13 protein-coding genes, 1 tRNA gene and 3 pseudogenes are annotated in these 20,886 nt (G+C 49.8%); 15 read left to right on the forward strand and 2 right to left on the reverse strand.

Going from position 1 to position 20,886, the window contains the following annotated elements; translation table 11 throughout:
* Nucleotides 1-478 precede the first annotated feature (478 nt).
* The 9 genes and pseudogenes from JGC47_RS02910 to JGC47_RS02950 all read left to right on the forward strand — a co-directional run.
* Nucleotides 479-1,119, forward strand: a pseudogene (locus JGC47_RS02910) (AAA family ATPase); the annotation flags it as partial.
* Between the two features lie 145 nt (nt 1,120-1,264).
* Nucleotides 1,265-1,534, forward strand: a complete 270-nt coding sequence (locus tag JGC47_RS02915; RefSeq protein WP_004155380.1) for a DUF2345 domain-containing protein — start codon at nt 1,265-1,267, stop codon at nt 1,532-1,534.
* A gap of 11 nt (nt 1,535-1,545) precedes the next feature.
* Nucleotides 1,546-1,992: a DUF3828 domain-containing protein gene (locus tag JGC47_RS02920; protein ID WP_004155381.1), complete on the forward strand. Its 447-nt coding sequence runs from the start codon at nt 1,546-1,548 to the stop codon at nt 1,990-1,992.
* Nucleotides 1,993-2,023: 31 nt separating this feature from the next.
* Complete coding sequence (locus tag JGC47_RS02925) at nt 2,024-4,786, forward strand: glycoside hydrolase family 19 protein (RefSeq protein ID WP_004161798.1); 2,763 nt, start codon at nt 2,024-2,026, stop codon at nt 4,784-4,786.
* Nucleotides 4,786-5,502 carry a hypothetical protein gene (locus JGC47_RS02930; RefSeq protein ID WP_013036234.1) on the forward strand — a complete coding sequence of 239 codons (717 nt, stop codon included), beginning with the start codon at nt 4,786-4,788 and terminating at the stop codon, nt 5,500-5,502. The genes JGC47_RS02925 and JGC47_RS02930 overlap by 1 nt, the downstream gene beginning before the upstream one ends.
* A 78-nt stretch (nt 5,503-5,580) precedes the next feature.
* Nucleotides 5,581-5,844 (forward strand): PAAR domain-containing protein, encoded by a 264-nt coding sequence (locus tag JGC47_RS02935; RefSeq protein ID WP_004155387.1) that lies wholly within the window; start codon nt 5,581-5,583, stop codon nt 5,842-5,844.
* 2 nt (nt 5,845-5,846) lie between these two features.
* Nucleotides 5,847-8,507 (forward strand): hypothetical protein, encoded by a 2,661-nt coding sequence (locus JGC47_RS02940; protein WP_004161800.1) that lies wholly within the window; start codon nt 5,847-5,849, stop codon nt 8,505-8,507.
* A gap of 108 nt (nt 8,508-8,615) precedes the next feature.
* Entirely contained in the window at nt 8,616-8,783 is a 168-nt protein-coding gene (locus JGC47_RS02945) for a hypothetical protein (RefSeq protein ID WP_168385415.1), read from the forward strand.
* A gap of 86 nt (nt 8,784-8,869) precedes the next feature.
* On the forward strand, nt 8,870-9,727 hold the full coding sequence (locus tag JGC47_RS02950; protein WP_004155397.1) for a hypothetical protein: 858 nt from the start codon (nt 8,870-8,872) through the stop codon (nt 9,725-9,727).
* Nucleotides 9,728-11,036: 1,309 nt separating this feature from the next.
* On the opposite strand, the gene JGC47_RS17495 is transcribed toward JGC47_RS02950, so the two are convergent.
* The gene (locus tag JGC47_RS17495; protein WP_013034836.1) at nt 11,037-11,981 is read right to left on the reverse strand and encodes a GIY-YIG nuclease family protein; all 945 of its coding nucleotides are present in this window, start codon (nt 11,979-11,981) and stop codon (nt 11,037-11,039) included.
* Between the two features lie 506 nt (nt 11,982-12,487).
* Between JGC47_RS17495 and JGC47_RS02960 the strand changes: the two genes are divergently transcribed.
* From JGC47_RS02960 to JGC47_RS02980, 5 genes and pseudogenes are all read left to right on the forward strand, one after another.
* On the forward strand, nt 12,488-12,895 hold the full coding sequence (locus JGC47_RS02960; protein ID WP_004155406.1) for a TIGR03757 family integrating conjugative element protein: 408 nt from the start codon (nt 12,488-12,490) through the stop codon (nt 12,893-12,895).
* Nucleotides 12,892-13,863, forward strand: a pseudogene (locus JGC47_RS02965) (TIGR03756 family integrating conjugative element protein). Before JGC47_RS02960 ends, JGC47_RS02965 begins: the two are co-directional and overlap by 4 nt.
* A gap of 11 nt (nt 13,864-13,874) precedes the next feature.
* Complete coding sequence (locus tag JGC47_RS02970) at nt 13,875-15,278, forward strand: integrating conjugative element protein (protein ID WP_004155410.1); 1,404 nt, start codon at nt 13,875-13,877, stop codon at nt 15,276-15,278.
* Nucleotide 15,279: 1 nt separating this feature from the next.
* Nucleotides 15,280-16,719 (forward strand): conjugal transfer nickase/helicase domain-containing protein, encoded by a 1,440-nt coding sequence (locus tag JGC47_RS02975; RefSeq protein ID WP_004155414.1) that lies wholly within the window; start codon nt 15,280-15,282, stop codon nt 16,717-16,719.
* A 33-nt stretch (nt 16,720-16,752) separates the two neighbouring features.
* Nucleotides 16,753-17,712 (forward strand): annotated as a pseudogene (locus JGC47_RS02980) (tyrosine-type recombinase/integrase).
* A gap of 278 nt (nt 17,713-17,990) precedes the next feature.
* Here JGC47_RS02980 and JGC47_RS02985 read toward each other — a convergent pair.
* Nucleotides 17,991-18,066: transfer RNA gene (locus JGC47_RS02985), tRNA-Phe, on the reverse strand.
* Between the two features lie 670 nt (nt 18,067-18,736).
* Between JGC47_RS02985 and JGC47_RS02990 the strand changes: the two genes are divergently transcribed.
* Nucleotides 18,737-20,881, forward strand: a complete 2,145-nt coding sequence (locus JGC47_RS02990) for an ornithine decarboxylase (protein ID WP_004155423.1) — start codon at nt 18,737-18,739, stop codon at nt 20,879-20,881.
* Nucleotides 20,882-20,886 lie beyond the last annotated feature (5 nt).

Consider the following 20,886-nt stretch of genomic DNA (forward strand, 5'->3'; position numbering starts at 1 on the left):
GCGAACAACGTGACTCAGCGTCGCCGGACTTCTCCCACCAATGACCACTCAGCGGGAGAGAACAAACCTGAACACGAATATCTCAGGTTCCACCATACTGTTTTCTGCATAAAACCCGCTTATCGGCATGATCTTCATTATCACGTTTACCGGGATGACCGACAAGTGGTTCTACAAGCTCATTAGCGAGGGGCAATTCCCGAGACCCATTAAGCCGGGAAGCGGCTCCCGCTGGTTCAAAAGCGAAGTGGAACCTGGATGCAGCAGGGTGTTGCACAGTTCCGTATGTGATCCACCCTTAGTCAGTTACCGCGATGCCCGCAACTCAACTCACCGACCTGCATCACTCTGCCATTCGCACCCTGTCAGTCTGCCTATGCCGGGACGGCTGACAGGGTGCCGTCTGGTGGTAAGGAACAACATGATGTATGCCAAATCTTTTATTGCCCGTGCCGCACGCGCACGCCTGGCAATCCCTGTCATTACCGAAGCGGTACGCAAGCGCCCGTACAGCGTGGTGTTGCTCGATGAAGTGGAAAAAGCGCATCTTAACGTGATGAACCTGTTCTGTCAGGTGTGCGACCGCGGCTTTATGCGCGACGGCGAAGGGCGTGAAATCGATTTTCGCAACACGGTTGTTCTGATGACGGCCAAGCCTGGCAGCGACCACATTATGCAACTGCTGGATAAACAACCGGAAGCTACCGAGGGCGACCTGCACGAACTGCTGCGACCGATCCTGAGTGACCACTTCCAGCCCGCGCTGCTGGCCCGTTTTCAGACGGTGGTTTATCGCCCACTGGCGGAAACCGCCATGCGCACTATCGTGCAGATGAAACTGGCCCAGGTGAGCAAACGTCTGCATCGCCACTATGGCCTGAAAACCCATATCGGCGAGAGCTGGTTGGACGCCCTGACCGCCGCCTGCCTGCTGCCGGACACCGGCGCGCGTAACGTCGACAGCCTGCTCAACCAGCAAATATTGCCGGTGCTGAGTCAGCAGTTGCTTACTCACATGGCGGCGAAGCAGAAACCGCAGATCCTTCGGCTTGACTGAATGAGGATGATGACATTGTCCTTGCATTTGATGAACCGGCGACAGAGCCTGTCAGAAGATAAAAGCGATGAGTGATCCTGTCATTGCCCTGGCAAAGGACAACATTGATGCAGCAGTCGCTGGGGCTGTTTGCACAGAAAGCCGGGGCAAAAGTTATCGCCAACCTGGGGGGATGTCGGAGTGCGTGCCCAGCCCGGCACGCTATAAATGAGCGCCGATCAGCAGGTTACGGTCTCCGGCAGTAAGGATGAAGTGATTATCAGCACGCCGAAAACCCTGACGCTGAACGGCGGCGGCTCCTGGCTGAAGCTCAGCGAAAGCGGTATTGAACAGGGTACCAACGGGGACTTCATTACCAAAGCGGCGCGTTATCCGGTGCCGATGTCTGCGGCAAATATGCAGAGTGAGCCGCCTGTTTTCGATAAAACCACACCAGATCTTCAGCCATCTGAGACTGATGGGATCATGTCACGCTAAGGAGCTACTTAATGAAAATAATCTCTTTGCTTACAGCTTTTCTTTTTATTACATCGTTGGGAAGCGTAAATGCGGCTGATGTGAACTGTGCTTCTCCAGAAAAAACAACCTCGGACTTTTATCACTGGTATTTGCAGGAACTTAATCAGAATAAATATCCGCTGACTTCATCTGCAGCTAACGATAAGGACCGCCTGAAGAAATGGGTGTCTCCTGAGCTGCTTAACAAACTCGGGGGATTACTTTCGGAAAATGATCTGGATGCAGAGTATTTCACGGATGCGCAGGATATATTTGATGATTGGGTGAATAACATATCAACTCATCAGGTTGAACAAACTGAACATAAAGCAGAGGTGAAATTGCAATTAGGTGCTGGTGAAATTAAGAAAACCTATGATATATCACTGGATGATAATCATGGGTGCTGGAAAATGAATCACGTTGCCTCTGAGTGATAGTTAAACAATATAAATTAAGGATGAATTTATGTGGGATGCACAAAAAGCAGTTCAGTATGTGAATGAACATGCAGAATCATCATCCACAGGATATTGTGCCCGTTATGTTAAGAATGCAATCAACGCAGGAGGAGACATAAGCAGTTGGCCTCCGATAGTATCGGCAAAAGACTATGGTCCAGCACTTGTTGAAAGAGGTTTTGAGGTAATCACTGCGCCTGGAAGCTTCGTTGCCGGGGATGTTGTTATCATTCAAGGGATCAAAAAATCAGATTTTCCAGTGGGTGAAATAAAAAAGGATCATCCTCATGGGCATATGGCCATGTTCAATGGCCAGCAGTGGGTATCTGATTGTAAGCAAAATAATGGCTATTATCCAGGCGGAGATTACCGCAGGGCAAAACCCTCATTTGTCTTTTATCGGCACAAAGATGTCACTGCGAGGCCATCAGAAAGCAGGGGAGTCCCGGCAGCATCTGGCGGGAAAATTTGTTTTCCCGCCCGCAAGCAAAACGGAGAGAACTACGCCACGCTGGATGAAATGATGGGGCTTATTGGTCAGGAGCCTCATGGCTCCTGGCTGGCAGGCACCAACAAGATGTGGCATGGCGGTATTCATATCACGCAGAAATCAGCCCCGGGTTCAGTGCTTACAGCGGAAACGATGGAGAGCGCGGTTCCGCTGCAGTGTATGGCGGACGGTGAAGTGGTGGCCTGGCGCCTGAATAAGGATTATCAGAAGAGTACTTTCCTGGGTCATTCCATTCAGTACACAACAACCTTTGTGCTGGTGAAGTCTGTCTGTCAGCCAGACCCGAACAACGAGCAAACCTGGCTTGAGTTTTATTCGCTGTATATGGGCCTGGCACCGCTGTCGGCTTTTGAGAAACGCAAGTGCATGGTTGCGAAGACAAAAGTTAGAAAACGAAGGGCGGGAAACGGTGAGGCCAGCCAGAGTGCCGGAAACCCTGCTCATGCACCCCAGGTTACTGGCCGCCTTGAGCAAGGAAGGCGGATCCTTATCCTGAAAGAGGCGACGTTGCTGAATAAACCTGTATCTCCCCAGGCAGGATCAGGGGCGACTGAGGCGCAGCCCTTTGGGCTGGCACAGGAATTCGATGAAAACGGCAAGTTAAAGGATGAAAAGTTCTGGGTCACCCTGCTGCCGGAACATATGGAAGAGAATGGTGAACACTACGCCCATTTGCCTGTCTGGATGCAGCAGGCGGTGGCGAAAGGCACCTGTGATGCGGTTGGAAAGCCAGATGCACCACTGAAAATTAACGCCGGTGATGCCATCGGTTTCCTGGGAGAAGATGTCGCTCCTGCGGGCAAAGCACAAATCAGCGACAGCGCGTTTGCTCATATTGAGGTTCTTTGTGTTGACAGCCGGATGCCGGCATTCCTCGATAATCCCGGTGGCGTAAAAGCTGGCCGGAAATACATACGCGTTCACCCTGACGCAGTGCTTTATATCCACAGCGGTAACACGTTCACCAGAACATCATCCTCAGTGAGTAAGGATATGCATATCATTCTGCCCGTGGATAAATGCAACCCGAAAAAAAGTGGGGGTAAGACATATTACCAGGCAGGCCAGAATTACTGGTTGTGTGAGGACAATGTGGATGTGAAGGAGCAGTACTACCTGAAGGAGCTGGGGTTCACGGCGCTGGTTGAAGAAAGTACGCCGGATATGGCCGCTTCACTAAAAGAAGGATGGATGAAATCGGCATACCAGTGGCTTGCCGGGCAGGTCAGGCCGGAACGCGGTATTCAGGAACAGCAGATGTCCCGCTTTTATAAGGGCATGATGGATAAGATGGATTCTGATAAGGACGGGCAGCTTTCGGAAAGGGAGCTTTTCAGCGCACTGCACCATCCTGAGATGGGCGTACGCGATATCGTCTCGCGGATGGTAGTGAAGCACGAAAGTGAATGGTTTGGCGGCAGCGGCCATCAGAAATGGACGGCGTTTTTCCAGGACTGTGACACCCTGCGTATCGATATTGCGAAGAAGTGGCTGGACGATATGGAATGGATGAGCCGGGTTGAGCCCTTTACGTCAGGTAAAGCGGTGTGGCATATGCATCCGGTGATGTTTTGTTCAGCTATAAATGGGGCGTCGGGCTGTGATATCACTGTTGAACTAGTCGAAAAAATTTTAGGGCATACAAATTCATGGTTTACCGGGAAAAGGGGGGGTAAGGCTTTCGCCACCCACTTTAAAAATAATTATCCAGGTGTTTTTGAATTTGATAAACAGAGTTTTGTTAGCCAATTTGATGAGCAGTTAATCGCATATGGCATCACTGGTGCTTATCACAAAGCGCATTTCCTTTCTCAATGTCTGCATGAATCCGCTCATTTTGATACGACTCTAGAGTTTGGAACGGGGCATAATTATGATCCTGGTCAGCATAGGGATGCTATTCCAAATGGGAACACAGTCCTGGGTGATGGCCCTCGTTATAAAGGTAGAGGGTTGATTCAATTGACATGGAAAAAGAGTTATCAGAAATTTTCTGAGTACTCAGGTGTTGACTGTGTTAATAACACTGAACTCGTGGCCTCTGTAATGAGCAATGCAATAAAGGCTTCGTGTTGGTTTTGGCGAAACAATGGTGGCGTTCACAAAAAACATAATGCTAAGGGGGATATTAACATTCTCATTGACAATGAGAAAAATAATGTTGAGCTAGTTACGCTTGCTGTTAATGGTGGGCAGAACGGACTTTCTGAAAGACAGTCATATTTTAATGCGATTAAAAAAACATGGGGATTGAAATAATGGCGATTAGAGTATCACTGTTCTTGATTGCGCCAGGTTTGATTTTTTTATGTTCGAATAGCTACGCTGAATCGTGTGGGCAAAAATCATGCGGAGGTTTGCCATTGCCTGCTTCAGCACGACAGTTCATTTCAAACGGATATTCAAAAGTTAACATTAACTTCATTAAAAATAGTAAATATCTATTTTTAAGCAGTGAAAATGGTGTTAACAAGTGTTCTGTAATATTCAAAATTAAAAGGGGTAAAATTGAAAGTGAACCTTTTATGGGGCAAAATGGGAAGTTGTGTAATTTATCAGAAGCAAAAGACGGTGTGGTGAGTTTAAGACGAGATCAAGGAGTGTGGTATAATGATGTATATAAAGTTGAATCCGGGAAACCTTGGGTGTTGCTTTTTACAGATTCTTGTACTGATTGTCAGCAAGTAAAAAGAACATATTTCATAAACGGTATTGAAGTTCGCAACGAGTTGTTATCAGCAGGTGATGATTTTTCATCGAGGAAGATATTGAGTGGTGTTATTTCAACTAAAAAGGCCTTCTTGTATTCCCAACCAGATGATCAGAAAAAAACCAAAGCATATTTAATTGAAGGCGATGTATTCACATTGGCAGACATGTCAGATGATGGGGCTTTTTATCAAATTGTTTATAAATCCTCAACAGGCAAAGATATGTTGTATTGGATGAAATCTGATGACTTTGATTTAAAATAGGATCCATTTAACATCAAACGAACTAAATTTAATCAATTTGCAATAATTAATTCAGCTATGATTTTAAAGTACTAAACCATGCAAGGAATTATTCGAATCGGCGATAAAACCACCCACGGTGGTGCAGTCCAATCAGGTTCATCTGCCATGATCTTTGGTGGCATTGGTGTTGCCCGTAAAGGCGACAAAGTGTCCTGCCCACAACAAGGGCATGGGCCAACCACTATCACAGAAGGTCATCCGGACTACCTGGATAATGGGATCCCGGTGGCGTTTCACGGTCATAAATGCGCCTGCGGCTGCACGCTGCTCAGTTCTCTACCCGACGCGCTGGAGGGTTGATCATGTCTGTTGTTCTGGAAAGGATCCCGGAAAAGAAAGCCAGGCCGCCGCGACCGGTGACCAGCCGTTGGCTAATTTTTGGCGCTGCCGTCTTAATCTCTGGTATAGGGCTGACGTTCCTGTTCTGGCAAGGTGAGCGCTCAGGTCCCGGATTCTGGCTGTTTGCTTTGGTGCTCCCGGTACTTATCTGGGGGGCGATGTTCACGGCGCGTCGGGCTGGATACAAATATCTGAGCGTGGGTCAGGATGCTGCCAACAGAACCGTCAAGGCTCGCCACGCCAGTGCGTACTTCAATCAGTCCGTAACGGATGGTCCAGCACTTGTTGAAAGAGGTTTTGAGGTAATCACTGCGCCTGGAAGCTTCGTTGCCGGGGATGTTGTTATCATTCAAGAGATCAAAAAATCAGATTTTCCAGTGGGTGAAATAAAAAAGGATCATCCTCATGGGCATATGGCCATGTTCAATGGCCAGCAGTGGGTATCTGATTGCCAGCAAAATAATGGCTATTATCCAGGCGGAGATTACCGCAGGGCAAAACCCTCATTTGTCTTTTATCGGCACAAAGATGTCACTGCGAGGCCATCAGAAAGCAGGGGAGTCCCGGCAGCATCTGGCGGGAAAATTTGTTTTCCCGCCCGCAAGCAAAACGGAGAGAACTACGCCACGCTGGATGAAATGATGGGGCTTATTGGCCAGGAGCCTCATGGCTCCTGGCTGGCAGGCACCAACAAGATGTGGCATGGCGGTATTCATATCACGCAGAAATCAGCCCCGGGGTCAGTGCTTACAGCGGAAACGATGGGGAGCGCGGTTCCGCTGCAGTGTAGGGCGGACGGTGAAGTGGTGGCCTGGCGCCTGAACCAGGATTATCAGAAGAGTACTTTCCTGGGTCACTCCATTCAGTACACAACAACCTTTGTGCTGGTGAAGTCTGTCTGTCAGCCAGACCCGAACAACGAGCAAACCTGGCTTGAGTTTTATTCGCTGTATATGGGCCTGGCACCGCTGTCGGCTTTTGAGAAACGCAAATGCATGGTTGCGAAGACAAAAGTTAGAAAACGAAGGGCGGGAAACGATGAGGGCAGCCAGAGTGCCGGAAACCCTGCTCATGCACCCCAGGTTACTGGCCGCCTTGAGCAAGGAAGGCGGATCCTTATCCTGAAAGAGGCGACGTTGCTGAATAAACCTGTATCTCCCCAGGCAGGATCAGGGGCGACTGAGGCGCAGCCCTTTGGGCTGGCACAGGAATTCGATGAAAACGGCAAGTTAAAGGATGAAAAGTTCTGGGTCACCCTGCTGCCGGAACATATGGAAGAGAATGGTGAACACTACGCCCATTTGCCTGTCTGGATGCAGCAGGCGGAGGCGAAAGGCACCTGTGATGCGGTTGGAAAGCCAGATGCACCACTGAAAATTAACGCCGGTGATGCCATCGGTTTCCTGGGAGAAGATATCGCCCCAGCGGGCAAAGCACAAATCAGCGACAGCGCGTTTGCTCATATTGAGGTTCTTTGTGTTGACAGCCGGATGCCGGCATTCCTCGATAATCCCGGTGGCGTAAAAGCTGGCCGGAAATACATACGCGTTCACCCTGACGCAGTGCTTTATATCCACAGCGGTAACACGTTCACCAGAACATCATCCTCAGTGAGTAAGGATATGCATATCATTCTGCCCGTGGATAAATGCAACCCGAAAACAGTCAGTGAAAAAACATATTACCAGGCAGGCCAGAATTACTGGTTGTGTGAGGACAATGTGGATGTGAAGGAGCAGTACTACCTGAAGGAGCTGGGGTTCACGGCGCTGGTTGAAGAAAGTACGCCGGATATGGCCGCTTCGCTAAAAGAAGGATGGATGAAATCGGCATACCAGTGGCTTGCCGGGCAGGTCAGGCCGGAACGCGGTATTCAGGAACAGCAGATGTCCCGCTTTTACAAGGGCATGATGGATAAGATGGATACTGATAAGGGCGGGCAGCTTTCGGAAAGGGAGCTTTTCAGCGCACTGCACCATCCTGAGATGGGCGTACGCGATATCGTCTCGCGGATGGTAGTGAAGCACGAAAGCGAATGGTTCGGCGGCAGCGGCCATCAGAAATGGACGGCGTTTTTCCAGGACTGTGACACCCTGCGTATCGATATTGCGAAAAAGTGGCTGGACGATATGGAATGGATGAGCCGGGTTGAGCCCTTTACGTCGGGTAAAGCGGTGTGGCATATGCATCCGGTGATGTTTTCGGATGCTTTAGGTGGCCCTAAGAAGCTGATAAATGTCGATGCTTTCATTCCATTGTATGAGTATGAACATACTTCCTTTGCTCCAGGGACAGCTGCCTTATCTGCTGCATCAAAATCAAAATTACGTAAGTTATTAATATGTATGAATGATTTCTACTCAACTTCTGTGGAATATAAACCTAACTTATATAAGTTAGCTTACATGCTCGCAACTACAAGGCATGAAACTTACCATTACATTACAGCAGAGTTCTTTAGTGAGAAACCTGAAATCGGTGGGGTAAGCTATTTCAATAAATATGATCCTGTGTTAGCAGAAACTAAAAAAAGAAAAGATCGAGCTGTACAAAATGGAAACGCCGTGCAAGGCGATGGTTTCAAATATAGAGGTCGAGGGTGTGTACATCTACGTGGAAAATAATTATCAAAAGCTCAAGACAAATTTGGTGTAAACTTTGTCTCTATCCCTGATCTAGCTGGAAATTTTGAATATGCTGTTCCCATTATGGTTTGGGGGATGGAAGAGGGCATGTTTAGTGGTAAAAAATTAAAAAGCTATATTAGCAGCAGTGGCATTAATTATACAGGTGCTCGTTATGTTATTAATGGACAAGACCAGGCACCTTTGATTTCATCATATGCTAAGCGATTTGAGGCGATTTTAGAAAAAACTTCAACATCACCGCAAGGATTCTGATATGAAAATAGTGAACTTCCTGGTTTTTAAATGCTCTTATTATTTCATCAGGCATTGCATGTGCTACTACCGATCTTTCACCTAAGTTGTTTTATAGCAAAATTGACCAAAAAATAAAAGCCAATAATAAAGATTTATTTCTTGTTTTTAGAGAAAGAGATGAGGGTAATACATCTTATTTTTTTGATTATTTTGGTGGTTATCCATCCATTGTACATGATAATGATTCTCTGGATTCATACTCAACGTATTTAGTGATAGAAAAAACACAGGGTAGATTTGGGGCTGACTGCTTTTATGCTGACCTTAAGAGTAGTAGTAATGGGATAATGGCAAAAGACGGGCGTTGTGGACTAGGTTTGAAATTTACGAATAAAACGACACTTACCGGAGAGGAAGGCGACACAGTAACAAACAATATAATCGACGCCAACAACAAAATAAAAACATCATATTTTATTAATGGGGAAGTTAAATACCTCCCAATAATGATATTTCAAAATAAAGAAAAATATGTATATCAGGTTTACAAAAATAAAGGCGATTTAGAAATCGGTCAGTACGAAATAATATCATGTGAAAACGATAGCAGTGCTTGTGATGTGTATGACAACAATACATGGGTAGTGGTTACAAACTCACCTTATCCATTAGTTAATTTTTCGATATTAAATAAATCAGATAAGTATTCCTCTTTCGATAGGGCAATTCCAGCTTCTACTACGATAAAAAGCAGCCTCAATGAACCATTTGAAGTTAAATCTTCAAAGGCGAATTTACAATCTGCAACCGGTATGAAATTAAAATCATACTTGGTTAAAGGCGATAAGGTTACTTTATTAACAGTGAGCGATAATAATAAGTGTTTAATAAGATATATCAATGAAAGGAATGAAATCCTTGATAGTTATATTCCTTGTTCGGATTTGAATTTGTTTAACTAATGATTGTCAAGAAAAAGTCACAGAGGGCAATTGCGGCATGATCGTGCAGGATTTTTTTGGTAAAAAGGAGTATCCCAATGATGAAAATGACGCTGTCGATGTTGTTTAGCCTTCCTGCAATAGCACTGCCTGTGTTGGGGTTTCCCCTTACGGTTAATGCAGAATAACTAAGCGAACAAGAAATCATTTAAAGATCAAGGCTGAGTATTTAAAGGCTGATGCAGATTTAAACTCAATGCATAAGCAGGAAATGCAAGAGTACAAAATGTAAAGTTCTTATTTTTATGGGGGAAGTGAAAGTTGAATTGTTTATTTTAAAAAGCTCATCAGACATGGGTAAAAATGAGATATACCAGTTGTGACTACAAAGCTTATGGGTCTAAAACAGGAGTTGCATTTTCTAGCATATAAAAACAATGTTTGTTAAATAAGACAAATGAGCGAATTAAATATTTAAAAGAAATAACAGGCGATTGCATGAAGTAAGCAGCGTAAAATAATTTGGCAAACTTAGCTAAAGGATAGAACTATGCAAGGAATTATTTTAATCGGTGATAAGACCACTCATGGCAGAGCTGTTCAATCAGGTTCATCTGCCATGATCTTTGGTGGCTAAGCATCCGGTGATGTTTTTGGATGCAATCGGTGCTAATTATGATGGTGTTACCTATAAAAAATTATCTTCCTGCAGGCCACTGACTCCGATTTGAATACGGTCGTTGAGGAACTCCGCGATAGATTGACAGAGTTTAAGCTGGATACCCCTAGGAGATTACGGCACTTCTTTTCACAAATTAAAGGGCGCTGAGATAGTTTTTTATTATCTTATTTGTTCTGATATCATCGGGAGGATTAATCATCATATCATACCAGATGCAATCAGTGTTTATGAGATCTATCCACCATGACTTATCGGATTCTGAGTAGGCCACGTTAGAGTTTATAAAATCAAAGTTTCCGCGAGTCATAAAACGCCTTATCACGTAAAAAAATCACCTAACCATAGATTGAGTAGCAGACGGTTCGCAAACCATTGCTTCCGTTTTGCCCTGATATTTTCATAATTCATTAGTTGGCATCCCTACATCTTTAGTCTCACATGTAGGCCACTAAGCCATCAGGTCCCTGCCGACAGCCCCAAAGGCCGAAAGGAGCATACCGGAGCTGCCGGTTAGCGCAATCGGGCTAAAAACTTGGTCCACAGGATGCCCGCAGATCGCTCGCAGCGGACCTTGTGACCTTAATTTCTGTCCGCTCCGTGCCAAGAGCGGACCTTGCAAAATGGGGTTATTTCAATCAAAACGTAACGTCACAACCAGCCGACGCTCTCTCGCCATTTATAATTAGTAACTTTATCATATTCGCTTATTTTTTTAGAGATAGAGCGAGGCTCTCTTCCTAAATACTCAGATATTTCTGTCGGGGACAAATCAAAATCGACAAGCATGACTCTAAGTTTTTCCATTTCCTTTAAAGTCCAAGGCTTGCCATAATTTTCATAAAGAGGGACCTTATGCTCCCTGATAGCTCGCTTTCTCTGAGTTTCACTTTCCCTATGAAAAATCTCGATTTTAAACTGTGAACGGAACTCTTTACAGAAATTGTCATCAGTTTTTTTGTTATACAGATTGCTAAAAATAAGCTGGGATGCCGGATCTAAATCAGGCGTATCAATAATGAAAACCTTGACCTTTTCCATATAGGGATATTCGACTTTACCCAATATGCTTAGTTGTTTTATATTAAAAAAACCTCTCAAGTCAAAAGATTTAATGAGCTTTGATTGGATTACACTTTCAATCCTGCTTGCATTTGAATAACAGTAACTTGCCATTGGAAGGGCCCATACTACCAGTTGAGGGATATATTTTTCTAATGCAATGCTCTGCCAGTCAGTATCAAAGGTTTGGCTTTTTGCTAGCATGTTTTTCGGCAAATCAGAATACAATGTTGTAGATGCCCATATCTTATAATCCTTCGCCAAGGCTTGATAGTATTTTGTATGGTTATGAATTTTATAAGCTGACATGAAGCGATACACATCGTCATCGTGACCCGCGTCGTAAATTGTTCGGTTTCCTCTCAGGTAACCGTCGTAATGTTCGTTTATCCTTCTACCTACATTACAACTTACCCCAACGTAAACCACACGATTGAAAAGTCCTTTATGGACAATAAGATAAACTCCGCTACAGCCAGATTTCCTGGCCTCTGATATAGAACCTAAAAATCTCCATTCCATAATTAAATCCATTATTATTGCTACTTATTTGTTTATCATTATTTTCGTGAAACTTCAACAAATTTATCCAAGAGCTAAGGGCAAAGACTTATATAATTATACTTATCATCGTTAGCGATTATATAGTGTAGTGGCGCAATGAACTTGAACGTGCATGTGGAGAAAATATATCGTTGTTGATTAACATGACCTGCTCCCTGTTAATTCATACAGAATGCTGTTAGCAATGTCCGTTCCTCGCTCATAACAGCCCATCAGATCCGGTCACCCTCTGCTTTTCAAATCATCTAGGTTTAGAGTGAGATCCGAACAGATATCAGGCTGCAAGTTATGAGAAAATCTCATTTGAGGTCAGGTCACCTGATCGGTGATTGCAGCAGTTACGCCAACACTAAGAATCAGGCCACTCCCCCTGACCTGCTCCCCATTAATTATCACCATCGCGCTAAGAGTTAATTACTGACCTGACGCGCCGCTGCACGCACTCTGAGTGGGTTACTCACTCTGGGAGTGTTCTGATGAAAATACCCGTCTGCTGTCTGGCAGCACTGTTCCTTTCCTCCGGTACCCTGGCCGGCACCGTTATTTATACCGACAATGCGCATCCCGTCGCCGATGGCCTCGCTGCGGACGTTACCGTTGTCGAGCTTGATGCCCCCGACCGTTTGCAGGCGCAGCTGTTTGGCGAACTGCCCACTGACCCTGTGCAGGCAGAGCGCCAGGCACGTGCGGTAATAGCCTCGCCCCTCTTTCAGCAGCGCCAGCAGCAGCTGGCCGGGAAGTATGCCGGCGTGACCCGTGCCTGGTCGCTGGGGTTGGAAAAATATCCCGCCGTGGTGTTTGACGATAAGTGGGTGGTGTACGGCACCGCCGACGTCACCGTGGCCACGCGGCAGCTGAATGCCTGGAAGGAGAAAGCCGAGTGAACATCACTTTCTCCCGTCCGCGCCGGGTGGCGCTGGCCACGATCATGGCCTGTAGCGGCACCGTGGCCAGCGTGAATACGGCAGGCCTGCTCGCCAGCGCCGCCAGCCCGGACTGCATCAGCTGGCGCGTCAGTGGTATCTGCTACTGGCTGATGTGTACGCCGTCAGGCTGCTCGGTCAAAACCTCCGTCAAGGTGACGCACTTTATCCCACAGGCCGTTGTCTCCGCCTGGCTCAGTCCGGGAGAAAATCCATGGACGGAGATGTCTGCGCTCAGCGCCACGGCAGACGGCGCAGAAAGCGTCCTGCCGGGCGGCGCGGCAGGCGTGGCTACCGGCGGTGGTCGTCAGGAGATGAAAGCCCCCGGCATGCGCAGTCAGAATCTCCATTTCTATTACGCCGGTGCGTATGGCCATCCGGCAGCAAAGATTATCGGCGGTAGGGTTGCCGGCTATTCCTGCAACAGCGCCGCCACGCCGTTTATTCCCTATTCCGTCAGCGCGCTCGATGCGCTGGCCTGGCGCACCGGCGTGCCGGAGTCGGTGTATCCGGAGGCGCTGATACCCGGCCAGCGCGAAGTGGGCAGCACGCCGTCCGGCACTATGTGGGGCAACGTCTACCCGCGCAGCGGCTTTGTCACGCAGACCGACGGCTACAAATCAGCTGCGGTGGTGGTGCAGCGCGTGGCCGACATCATCACCCGTCAGGGGCAGCTTCACGTCTACAACCCGCTGGTCGGGCAGCGCTCAGCGGGCTACTGGCCACCGGAAGCGGTCAGCGAAAACAGCGGCTCGAAAAACCATAAGTGGCAGCGCCTTTCACCCCAGCTCTCGCAGAGCTGTGCGGTGTTTCCCGACGTCGGCGGCCAGATTGCGCAGAACGGCAACTACGCCTGAGCGCTCTGGCAGCCGTACAGCTGCTGCAAACGTCGCGGTCAGACCTTCCTCTACAGCACGGATTTCTCATAAAGGGTGTAAGCATGAACAGATATCTTCTGATGACCGGCATTTGGCTGGCAGTATCCTCGCTGCCGGCAGCGGCCGTGGACGCGTCACTCTCTTCTTCAGGCGGTTCGGTAAGCGGGGCGGTCAGCGACGGCCTGTTTTATTCCATCGGCGGTGGATCGGTGACCTCCCCGCCGCCCGGCCGCAGCAATATGTCGCGCCTGGGGCTCAACGGCGGCTGGAGCAGCGACCTGATGTGCGGCAACTTCGACCTGAAAACCACCGTGGGTAACCAGCTCAACGGTATTACCAGCGGCTTCAAGGATCTGATGGGCAACGTTATCCAGGGCGCGACGGGGGCGGTGATGAGCATGCCGGCGATGGCCATCCAGCGTGCGAATCCGGGACTGTATGAAATGCTGACTAACGGCGTGCTGCAGGCGGGCCTTAACTTCGACAAGGGGCAGCTCAACTGCCAGAACATGTCGAAGAAGCTGGCCGATTACACCATGGGCAGCAAATGGCAGCAGGCAGCGGTGTCGGAGGAGTATAAGGATATCGTCGCTGGCAGCGGCGGTGATGTCGTCTCCAGCGACCAGAAACTGCAGAAGGCCACCGGCGAGGAGGGCGTCACCTGGGTAGGGGGCGAGAAGCGCGGAGGCAAGGGGCAGCGCGCCATCCAGCCAACCCGTGACCTCGCCAAAGCGGGCTACAACATGATGAACGGCCTGCCGGTCACCAGTAACAACAGCGTTGCTGCTGCCAGCTGCAACGGCAGCGCCTGCCAGCGTTACAAAACCTCTGACGAGGCGTCGGCGGCGGTGGTAAAAGTGCTGGGCGACCGCTCCATCCGTACCTGCCGGGAAACCAGCGAGTGTGCCAGCGGCGGGAGCGAAAACCAGCCGGGCAGCACCATTGCCGGTAGCGGTTTCTCACCGCTGCTGGAAGATGCCACCAAAGAGAACCTTGAGCAGCTGGGTAAGCTGGTTAACGGCCAGCTGCCGCCGACCGCCGATAACCTGGCCGGGATCAGAACCGGCAGTCTGGTGGTCACGCGCGGGGTGATACAGGCGCTGCGCGACGATCGGGATAAGGCCGCGCTGGTTCAGCGTCTTGCCGGTGAACTGGCGATGGCCGACACCGTGGAGACCGCGCTGACCATGCGCCGTATGCTCACCACCGGTCAATCAGAACCTAACGCCGCCGGGCAGACGGAAGCCATTGCCGAAGGCGACCGCCGCATCGATGCGCTCGATCGCGAAATCGCCGCCCTGCGTAACGAGATGGAGCTGCGTAAATCCATCAGCAGTAACAGCCTGCTGACCACGCTGGAGCGTCAGGGGGCGCGCAATCAGGACAACCGCCTGCAGCAGACGTCCGGCAGTGAGGATCAGGGGTTCGGCAGGATGGGGCAGACGCAGCCAACGGGAGCGAACTGATATGAAACTGACCCTGTTCAGCGGCCGCACCGGCCGCGTTGTTATCGTTCTGCTCCTTGTGCTGCTGATGACGGTGGCGATGTTCGCGGTGGCCTCGCTGTTTATGGCTTACGATCCGGATGGCCATCTGACCCGCAGCTGGCTGCATCAGAATCGCTGGGGGCTGTTTGGCTGGCGCGTCACCCTCTATGTTGGCCTGGCGCTCGTCTGGTTGCTGAAGGTGCGGCCGCAGATGGTGCGGCGCTGGCCGCAGATCCGTCAGCGCCTGCCGCGTACCGAGCTGCTGGCGGTGCTGTTTATTCTTGCCACGGAGTATGTGGCCTGGCTGTTTCATCACCTTGAATGGCTCACGCAGGTGGAAGGGGCAACGAAAAGCGGACGACTCTGGTATCCGGGGCTGAACGTGCCCGCAGGCGAATGGCGGGTGCGCCCGAAAGCGTCTGCGGCCGGGGGGGCGAGCGCCATGTATATGGCCATCCGCCTGCTGCCCGCAGAGGGGCTGATTTGGTTGCAGAGGTGGCCCGCTATCTCTGACAGCCTGCTCGGCTTCCTTGCCGGACGCAGGGCGGGAGCTGGCCTGCTGAACAGTATCGTCAGCGACGCACGCAACAGCTGCGGCTTTGCAGGAGGCACGGTTACCGATGTACCGCCTCCGGCTGTAGTCAGCCCGGTCATGGCCGTTCCGGAAACAGGCCATATTCCTCCGCAACCGTATGAAAACGAAGCCGCACCCTTGTCCGGCGTCGGCGGTGCCTTAACCCCTGAAAATCATATTGCCACGGCGGTCCGTCCGGAGAACGGACCGCGTTCCGTAACGCCCGGCAGTCATGCTCCCGATACGGCGCTGGTTTCAGCGCTGGGCAGCGAAGAGAGCATACCGTCAGATGACGAAAGTGATGATCTTCAGCAGCAGGTGCCCGGCGGAAACCTGCTGTCCATGCTGGATCTGATGGCAGAAGGGCAGCCCCTGCCGTCACCTGATGAGTCATCTGTGCTGCCGGGGTCGGTGCCGGCAGGGGAAGAGTGCATCAGCGCAGTCAGCCGGCCGGAGAGGGGTAAGACGGAAACGGCAGACGGCGAGGTGTTTTTGCAGTGGCTCAGGCAGTCCGTCACCGACGGCATGCTGTCCGTTAACGAAAGTGACAGCGTGCTGCATATTCTGGCCCGGTTTGTTTTTGTCGCCTCACCGGACGTTTTTTATAAGTACACGTCATCCGCAGGTGACGCCGTTCAGGATAAAAAGCAGCTGCAGAAAAGTTTTGAAGCGCTCTCTGTCCACCATTCACGAAATGGTAAGGGGCTTTATCATTACCATAAATATGATGCGCCGGATAAAAGCGGTGGTTTTATAAAAGTGTCGGGTTACATGATTGAGACTAATCTTATTTTCAGGAAAGGGAGTTGTCCTTCGGACAGTATATGGCTTTCACCAAGAAGTTAATGCGTGCAGCATTAGTGAAAAAACGAGGGATTTATGGCTGATGTGATGACGTTTGATGATGTTCTGACTGATTATTTTTTTCAGTAAAGTTCTGCGTCCTGCAACCGAATGGAGCTACAGGAAGGTTGTAAATACGTTTATTGAATTCAGCGGATATGACACCTTGCCGGGACATGTTACCCGTCTCGACGTGCTTAAATGGCGTCGTCATGTGCTCACTGAGCAGGGGTCATGCAAAAGGACCTGGAATAATAAAGTTGCCCATATGCGCGCCATATTTAATCACGCGATCAAGTATCAACTTATTGCAACGGTGATAACCCCTTTCGGCTGGTCGTCGTAAAACCGGATATCAAGCGTAAGAAGACCCTGACTGATGAGCAGATAAAGAAAGTCTATCTGGTGATGGAAAGGGAAATCATGGAGGAGAAGCTGGGCATTGAAGATTCAAGACCGAATGCACTGAAACCGGCTTGGTTCTGGATGACGGTCATTGATACGCTCAGGTATTCCGGTATGCGGCAGAACCAGCTACTGCATATACGCCTGTGTGATGTCGACCTGAAAGAGGGGGTGATTAATCTGCGTCCGGAAGGCTCCAAAAATCACCGCGAGCACCGGGTTCCTGTTACCGACAGGCTGCGGGCGCGACTGGAACACCTGTACTTTGTCGCCGCAGATAAGGGGGCAAAACCTGAGGACCAGCTGTTCAACATCAACCGTTTCAGCTTTAAGAAAAGCGTGCTGAGCAACAATATGGATCACCCGCCTATGAGGGCCTTTTTCCGCCGGCTGTCAAAAGAGTGTGGTTGCGTTATCAGCCCCCACCGGTTCCGGCATACCATCGCCACAGACCTGATGAAAAGACCAGAGAGAAGTCTCAATGACGTCCAGATGCTGCCCGGTCATTCAAGTCTGGCGGTGACGCTGGAGTACGTTGAAGCCAATATCGATAACCTGCGACGAAATCTTGATGCAGCCTTTGCCATCTGAGGGAGCTTCGAGGCCGAATTTTGCGAAATTGATAAGGAAAGGCGTAAAATCAGGGTGATTTCCTTTACAGGCGGTTGACACAGCAACGCTTAAAAGGTAAATACCTGTAACTGAAAGTGTTGGGACGAAGGAAACCCGAATGATGTTGGAGCATCATTCGGGTTCTTAATCCCCAAATCATCAGATGCAGAACGAATGTACCTCATCCTGCACGATAACGATCCGGGTTACTGTCATGCCCGTTAGGAATACACTTCTTAACGAACAGGCTCTGAAGATGGTGCCCGGACTCGGAATCGAACCAAGGACACGGGGATTTTCAATCCCCTGCTCTACCGACTGAGCTATCCGGGCAACGGGGCGCATTAAACCTTATGCTATCTCAATCGTCAACGGCTTTATGATAAAAAACAGCTTAGTTGCACCCTTTTTCACCAACCCTCGCCTGGACAACCGTGCCATTACTTCCTTCAACCTGTGATTAAAAGAGAACAGCTCTCGTCCGCCGCTGCGCTGTTGCAGACAAATTCCTTGCTATGGGCTGGAATTATCCGACTGGTATACACCATTCTCAAGCAATTTGATTATGATTATTAATACGTTATGTTTTTTTAGGGGGAGGTAAATCCATGCGGACAGGTTGAACACGCCGTCAAAAAATGCCATGATTGCGCAAATTTTGACGCCCCATTCCATCCGTATATTGAGGTAGCCGTTATGGCAGGTTCATTGCTGCTGACCAGCATCGTTAAACGACATCATACGATGCCGTTCCGCCTGTTATCTCATCGTGATGCCTTGCTTATAAACCGCCTTACCATGCGGTGAGCCTCCCATTGCTTGGCTGTTGGCCATGAGTAAAAACAGAAGCGATCTGATTTTACTGATGTCTACCGGGCTAAGCGGAAAAGTACTCTGCTGAACTCCAGGTTGACAACCTTCGCCGGGAATACGTGCGCTTGCTCTTGTTCCTATTGCTGTGCCTCAGGCACCCACTCATCCTTGACCGCTTGGGATTTGTGCTATGACTCCTTTAAAAATTGCAGCCAGTACTACCGTGGCTATTCACCTTCGCACCGGGCGTGAAGTTGTTACGCTGGATAACACTGATTTTACCGACGTGGCGGCAGTGGTGCTTTCCGTCAGTGACTCTCGATCCGGCATGTTGGCGCTGTTGCGCCATACCGGTTTTAAGCTGCCGGTATTTATTGCGTTGGACGATATCTCGCAGGCGGTGGACTTACCGCAGGTTGATGGCGTGCTGGACGGTGATGCTAATGATGCTGCGCTGCTGGAATCCGCGGCTGCGGAGTACCAGTCAAAGCTGCTGCCACCGTTTTTTCAGACGCTGACTAAATATGTCGCGATGGAGAACAGCACGTTTGCCTGCCCGGGCCACCAGGGCGGTGCCTTTTTCAAAAAGCATCCGGCGGGACGCCAGTTTTTCGACTTCTTCGGTGAAAATGTTTTTCGTGCCGATATGTGCAACGCCGATGTGAAACTGGGTGATTTACTGATCCACGAAGGTTCGGCTAAACATGCGCAGAAGTTTGCCGCACGGGTATTTAATGCCGATAAGACCTACTTTGTGCTGAACGGGACTTCCAGCGCTAACAAAGTGGTGACCAATGCGCTGCTGACGCGTGGCGATCTGGTATTGTTTGACCGCAACAACCACAAATCCAACCATCATGGTGCGCTAATCCAGGCGGGAGCCACACCTGTTTATCTTGAAACCGCACGCAATCCGTTCGGTTTTATCGGTGGTATCGATGCGCACTGCTTTGATGAAACCTGGATCCGTCAGCAAATTGCCCGGGTAGCAGCGGATCGTGCCGATGATGCACGCCCGTTCCGCCTGGCGGTGATCCAGCTTGGCACCTATGACGGTACGGTATATAACGCACGTAAGGTGATCGACAGCATTGGCCACCTGTGCGACTACATTCTGTTTGACTCGGCATGGGTCGGTTATGAGCAGTTTATTCCGGTGATGGAAGCCTGTTCCCCGTTGCTGCTCGACCTGCAACCCGCCGATCCCGGTATTTTCGTCACGCAATCGGTGCACAAGCAGCAGGCCGGGTTCTCACAGACCTCTCAGATCCATAAAAAAGATAATCATATACGCGGGCAGCGACGTTTTTGCAGCCATAAGCGCCTGAATAACGCCTTTATGCTGCATGCCTCTACCAGCCCTTTCTATCCGCTGTTTGCCGCGCTGGATATTAACGCCAAAATACATCAGGGTGAGGCTGGCCGGCGCTTGTGGCATGAATGTGTGATGCTGGGTATTGATACGCGTAAAGCCATTCTTGAGCACTGCGCAATGATTAAGCCGTTTATACCTGACGAAGTTGACGGGCAGCCTTGGCAAAACGCGCCTGGCGCGATAATCGCCAGCGATGCGCGCTATTTTAGCTTTGCCCCAGGCGCGCAGTGGCATGGTTTTGCTGGCTATGAAAAGGATCAGTACATGGTCGATCCCTGTAAGCTGCTGCTAACCACGCCGGGCATTAACGCCGCCAGCGGTGAATACGCGTCGTTTGGTATTCCGGCCACTATTCTGGCCAACTATCTGCGCGAGAATGGCGTGGTACCGGAGAAGTGCGATCTGAACTCCATTCTGTTCCTGCTAACCCCGGCGGAGAGCGCAGAGAAGATGGCCCGGCTGGTGGCGAAGCTGGCGCAGTTTGAGCAGCACATCAAAGAGGATGCGTTGCTACGCGATGTGCTGCCGACCATCTATCGTAAAAATGCGGCGCGTTATGAAGGTTACACCTTGCGCCGTCTGTGCCAGGAGATGCACGACCTGTATGTCAGCCACAAGGTAAAAGACCTGCAAAAGGCGATGTTCCGCCAACAAAGTCTGCCCCAAATTGCCATGAACCCGCAGGACGCCAATATCGAATTTATCCGCGGCAACGTCGAACTGGTACCCATTTCACAGGCTGCGGGGCGTGTTGCGGCAGAAGGCGCACTGCCTTATCCACCGGGCGTGCTGTGTGTGGTACCTGGCGAGATATGGGGCGGGGCGGTTCAGCGTTACTTTTTGGCGTTGGAAGAGGGGCTAAATCTGCTGCCGGGCTTCTCACCGGAGTTGCAGGGCGTCTATGCGGTAGCCGATGAAAAGGGCATTAAGCACCTGCAGGGTTATGTGATCGTTGAATAGGTTCA

It is taken from the genome of Erwinia amylovora (assembly GCF_017161565.1).
GTDB classification, from domain to species: Bacteria; Pseudomonadota; Gammaproteobacteria; order Enterobacterales; family Enterobacteriaceae; genus Erwinia; species Erwinia amylovora.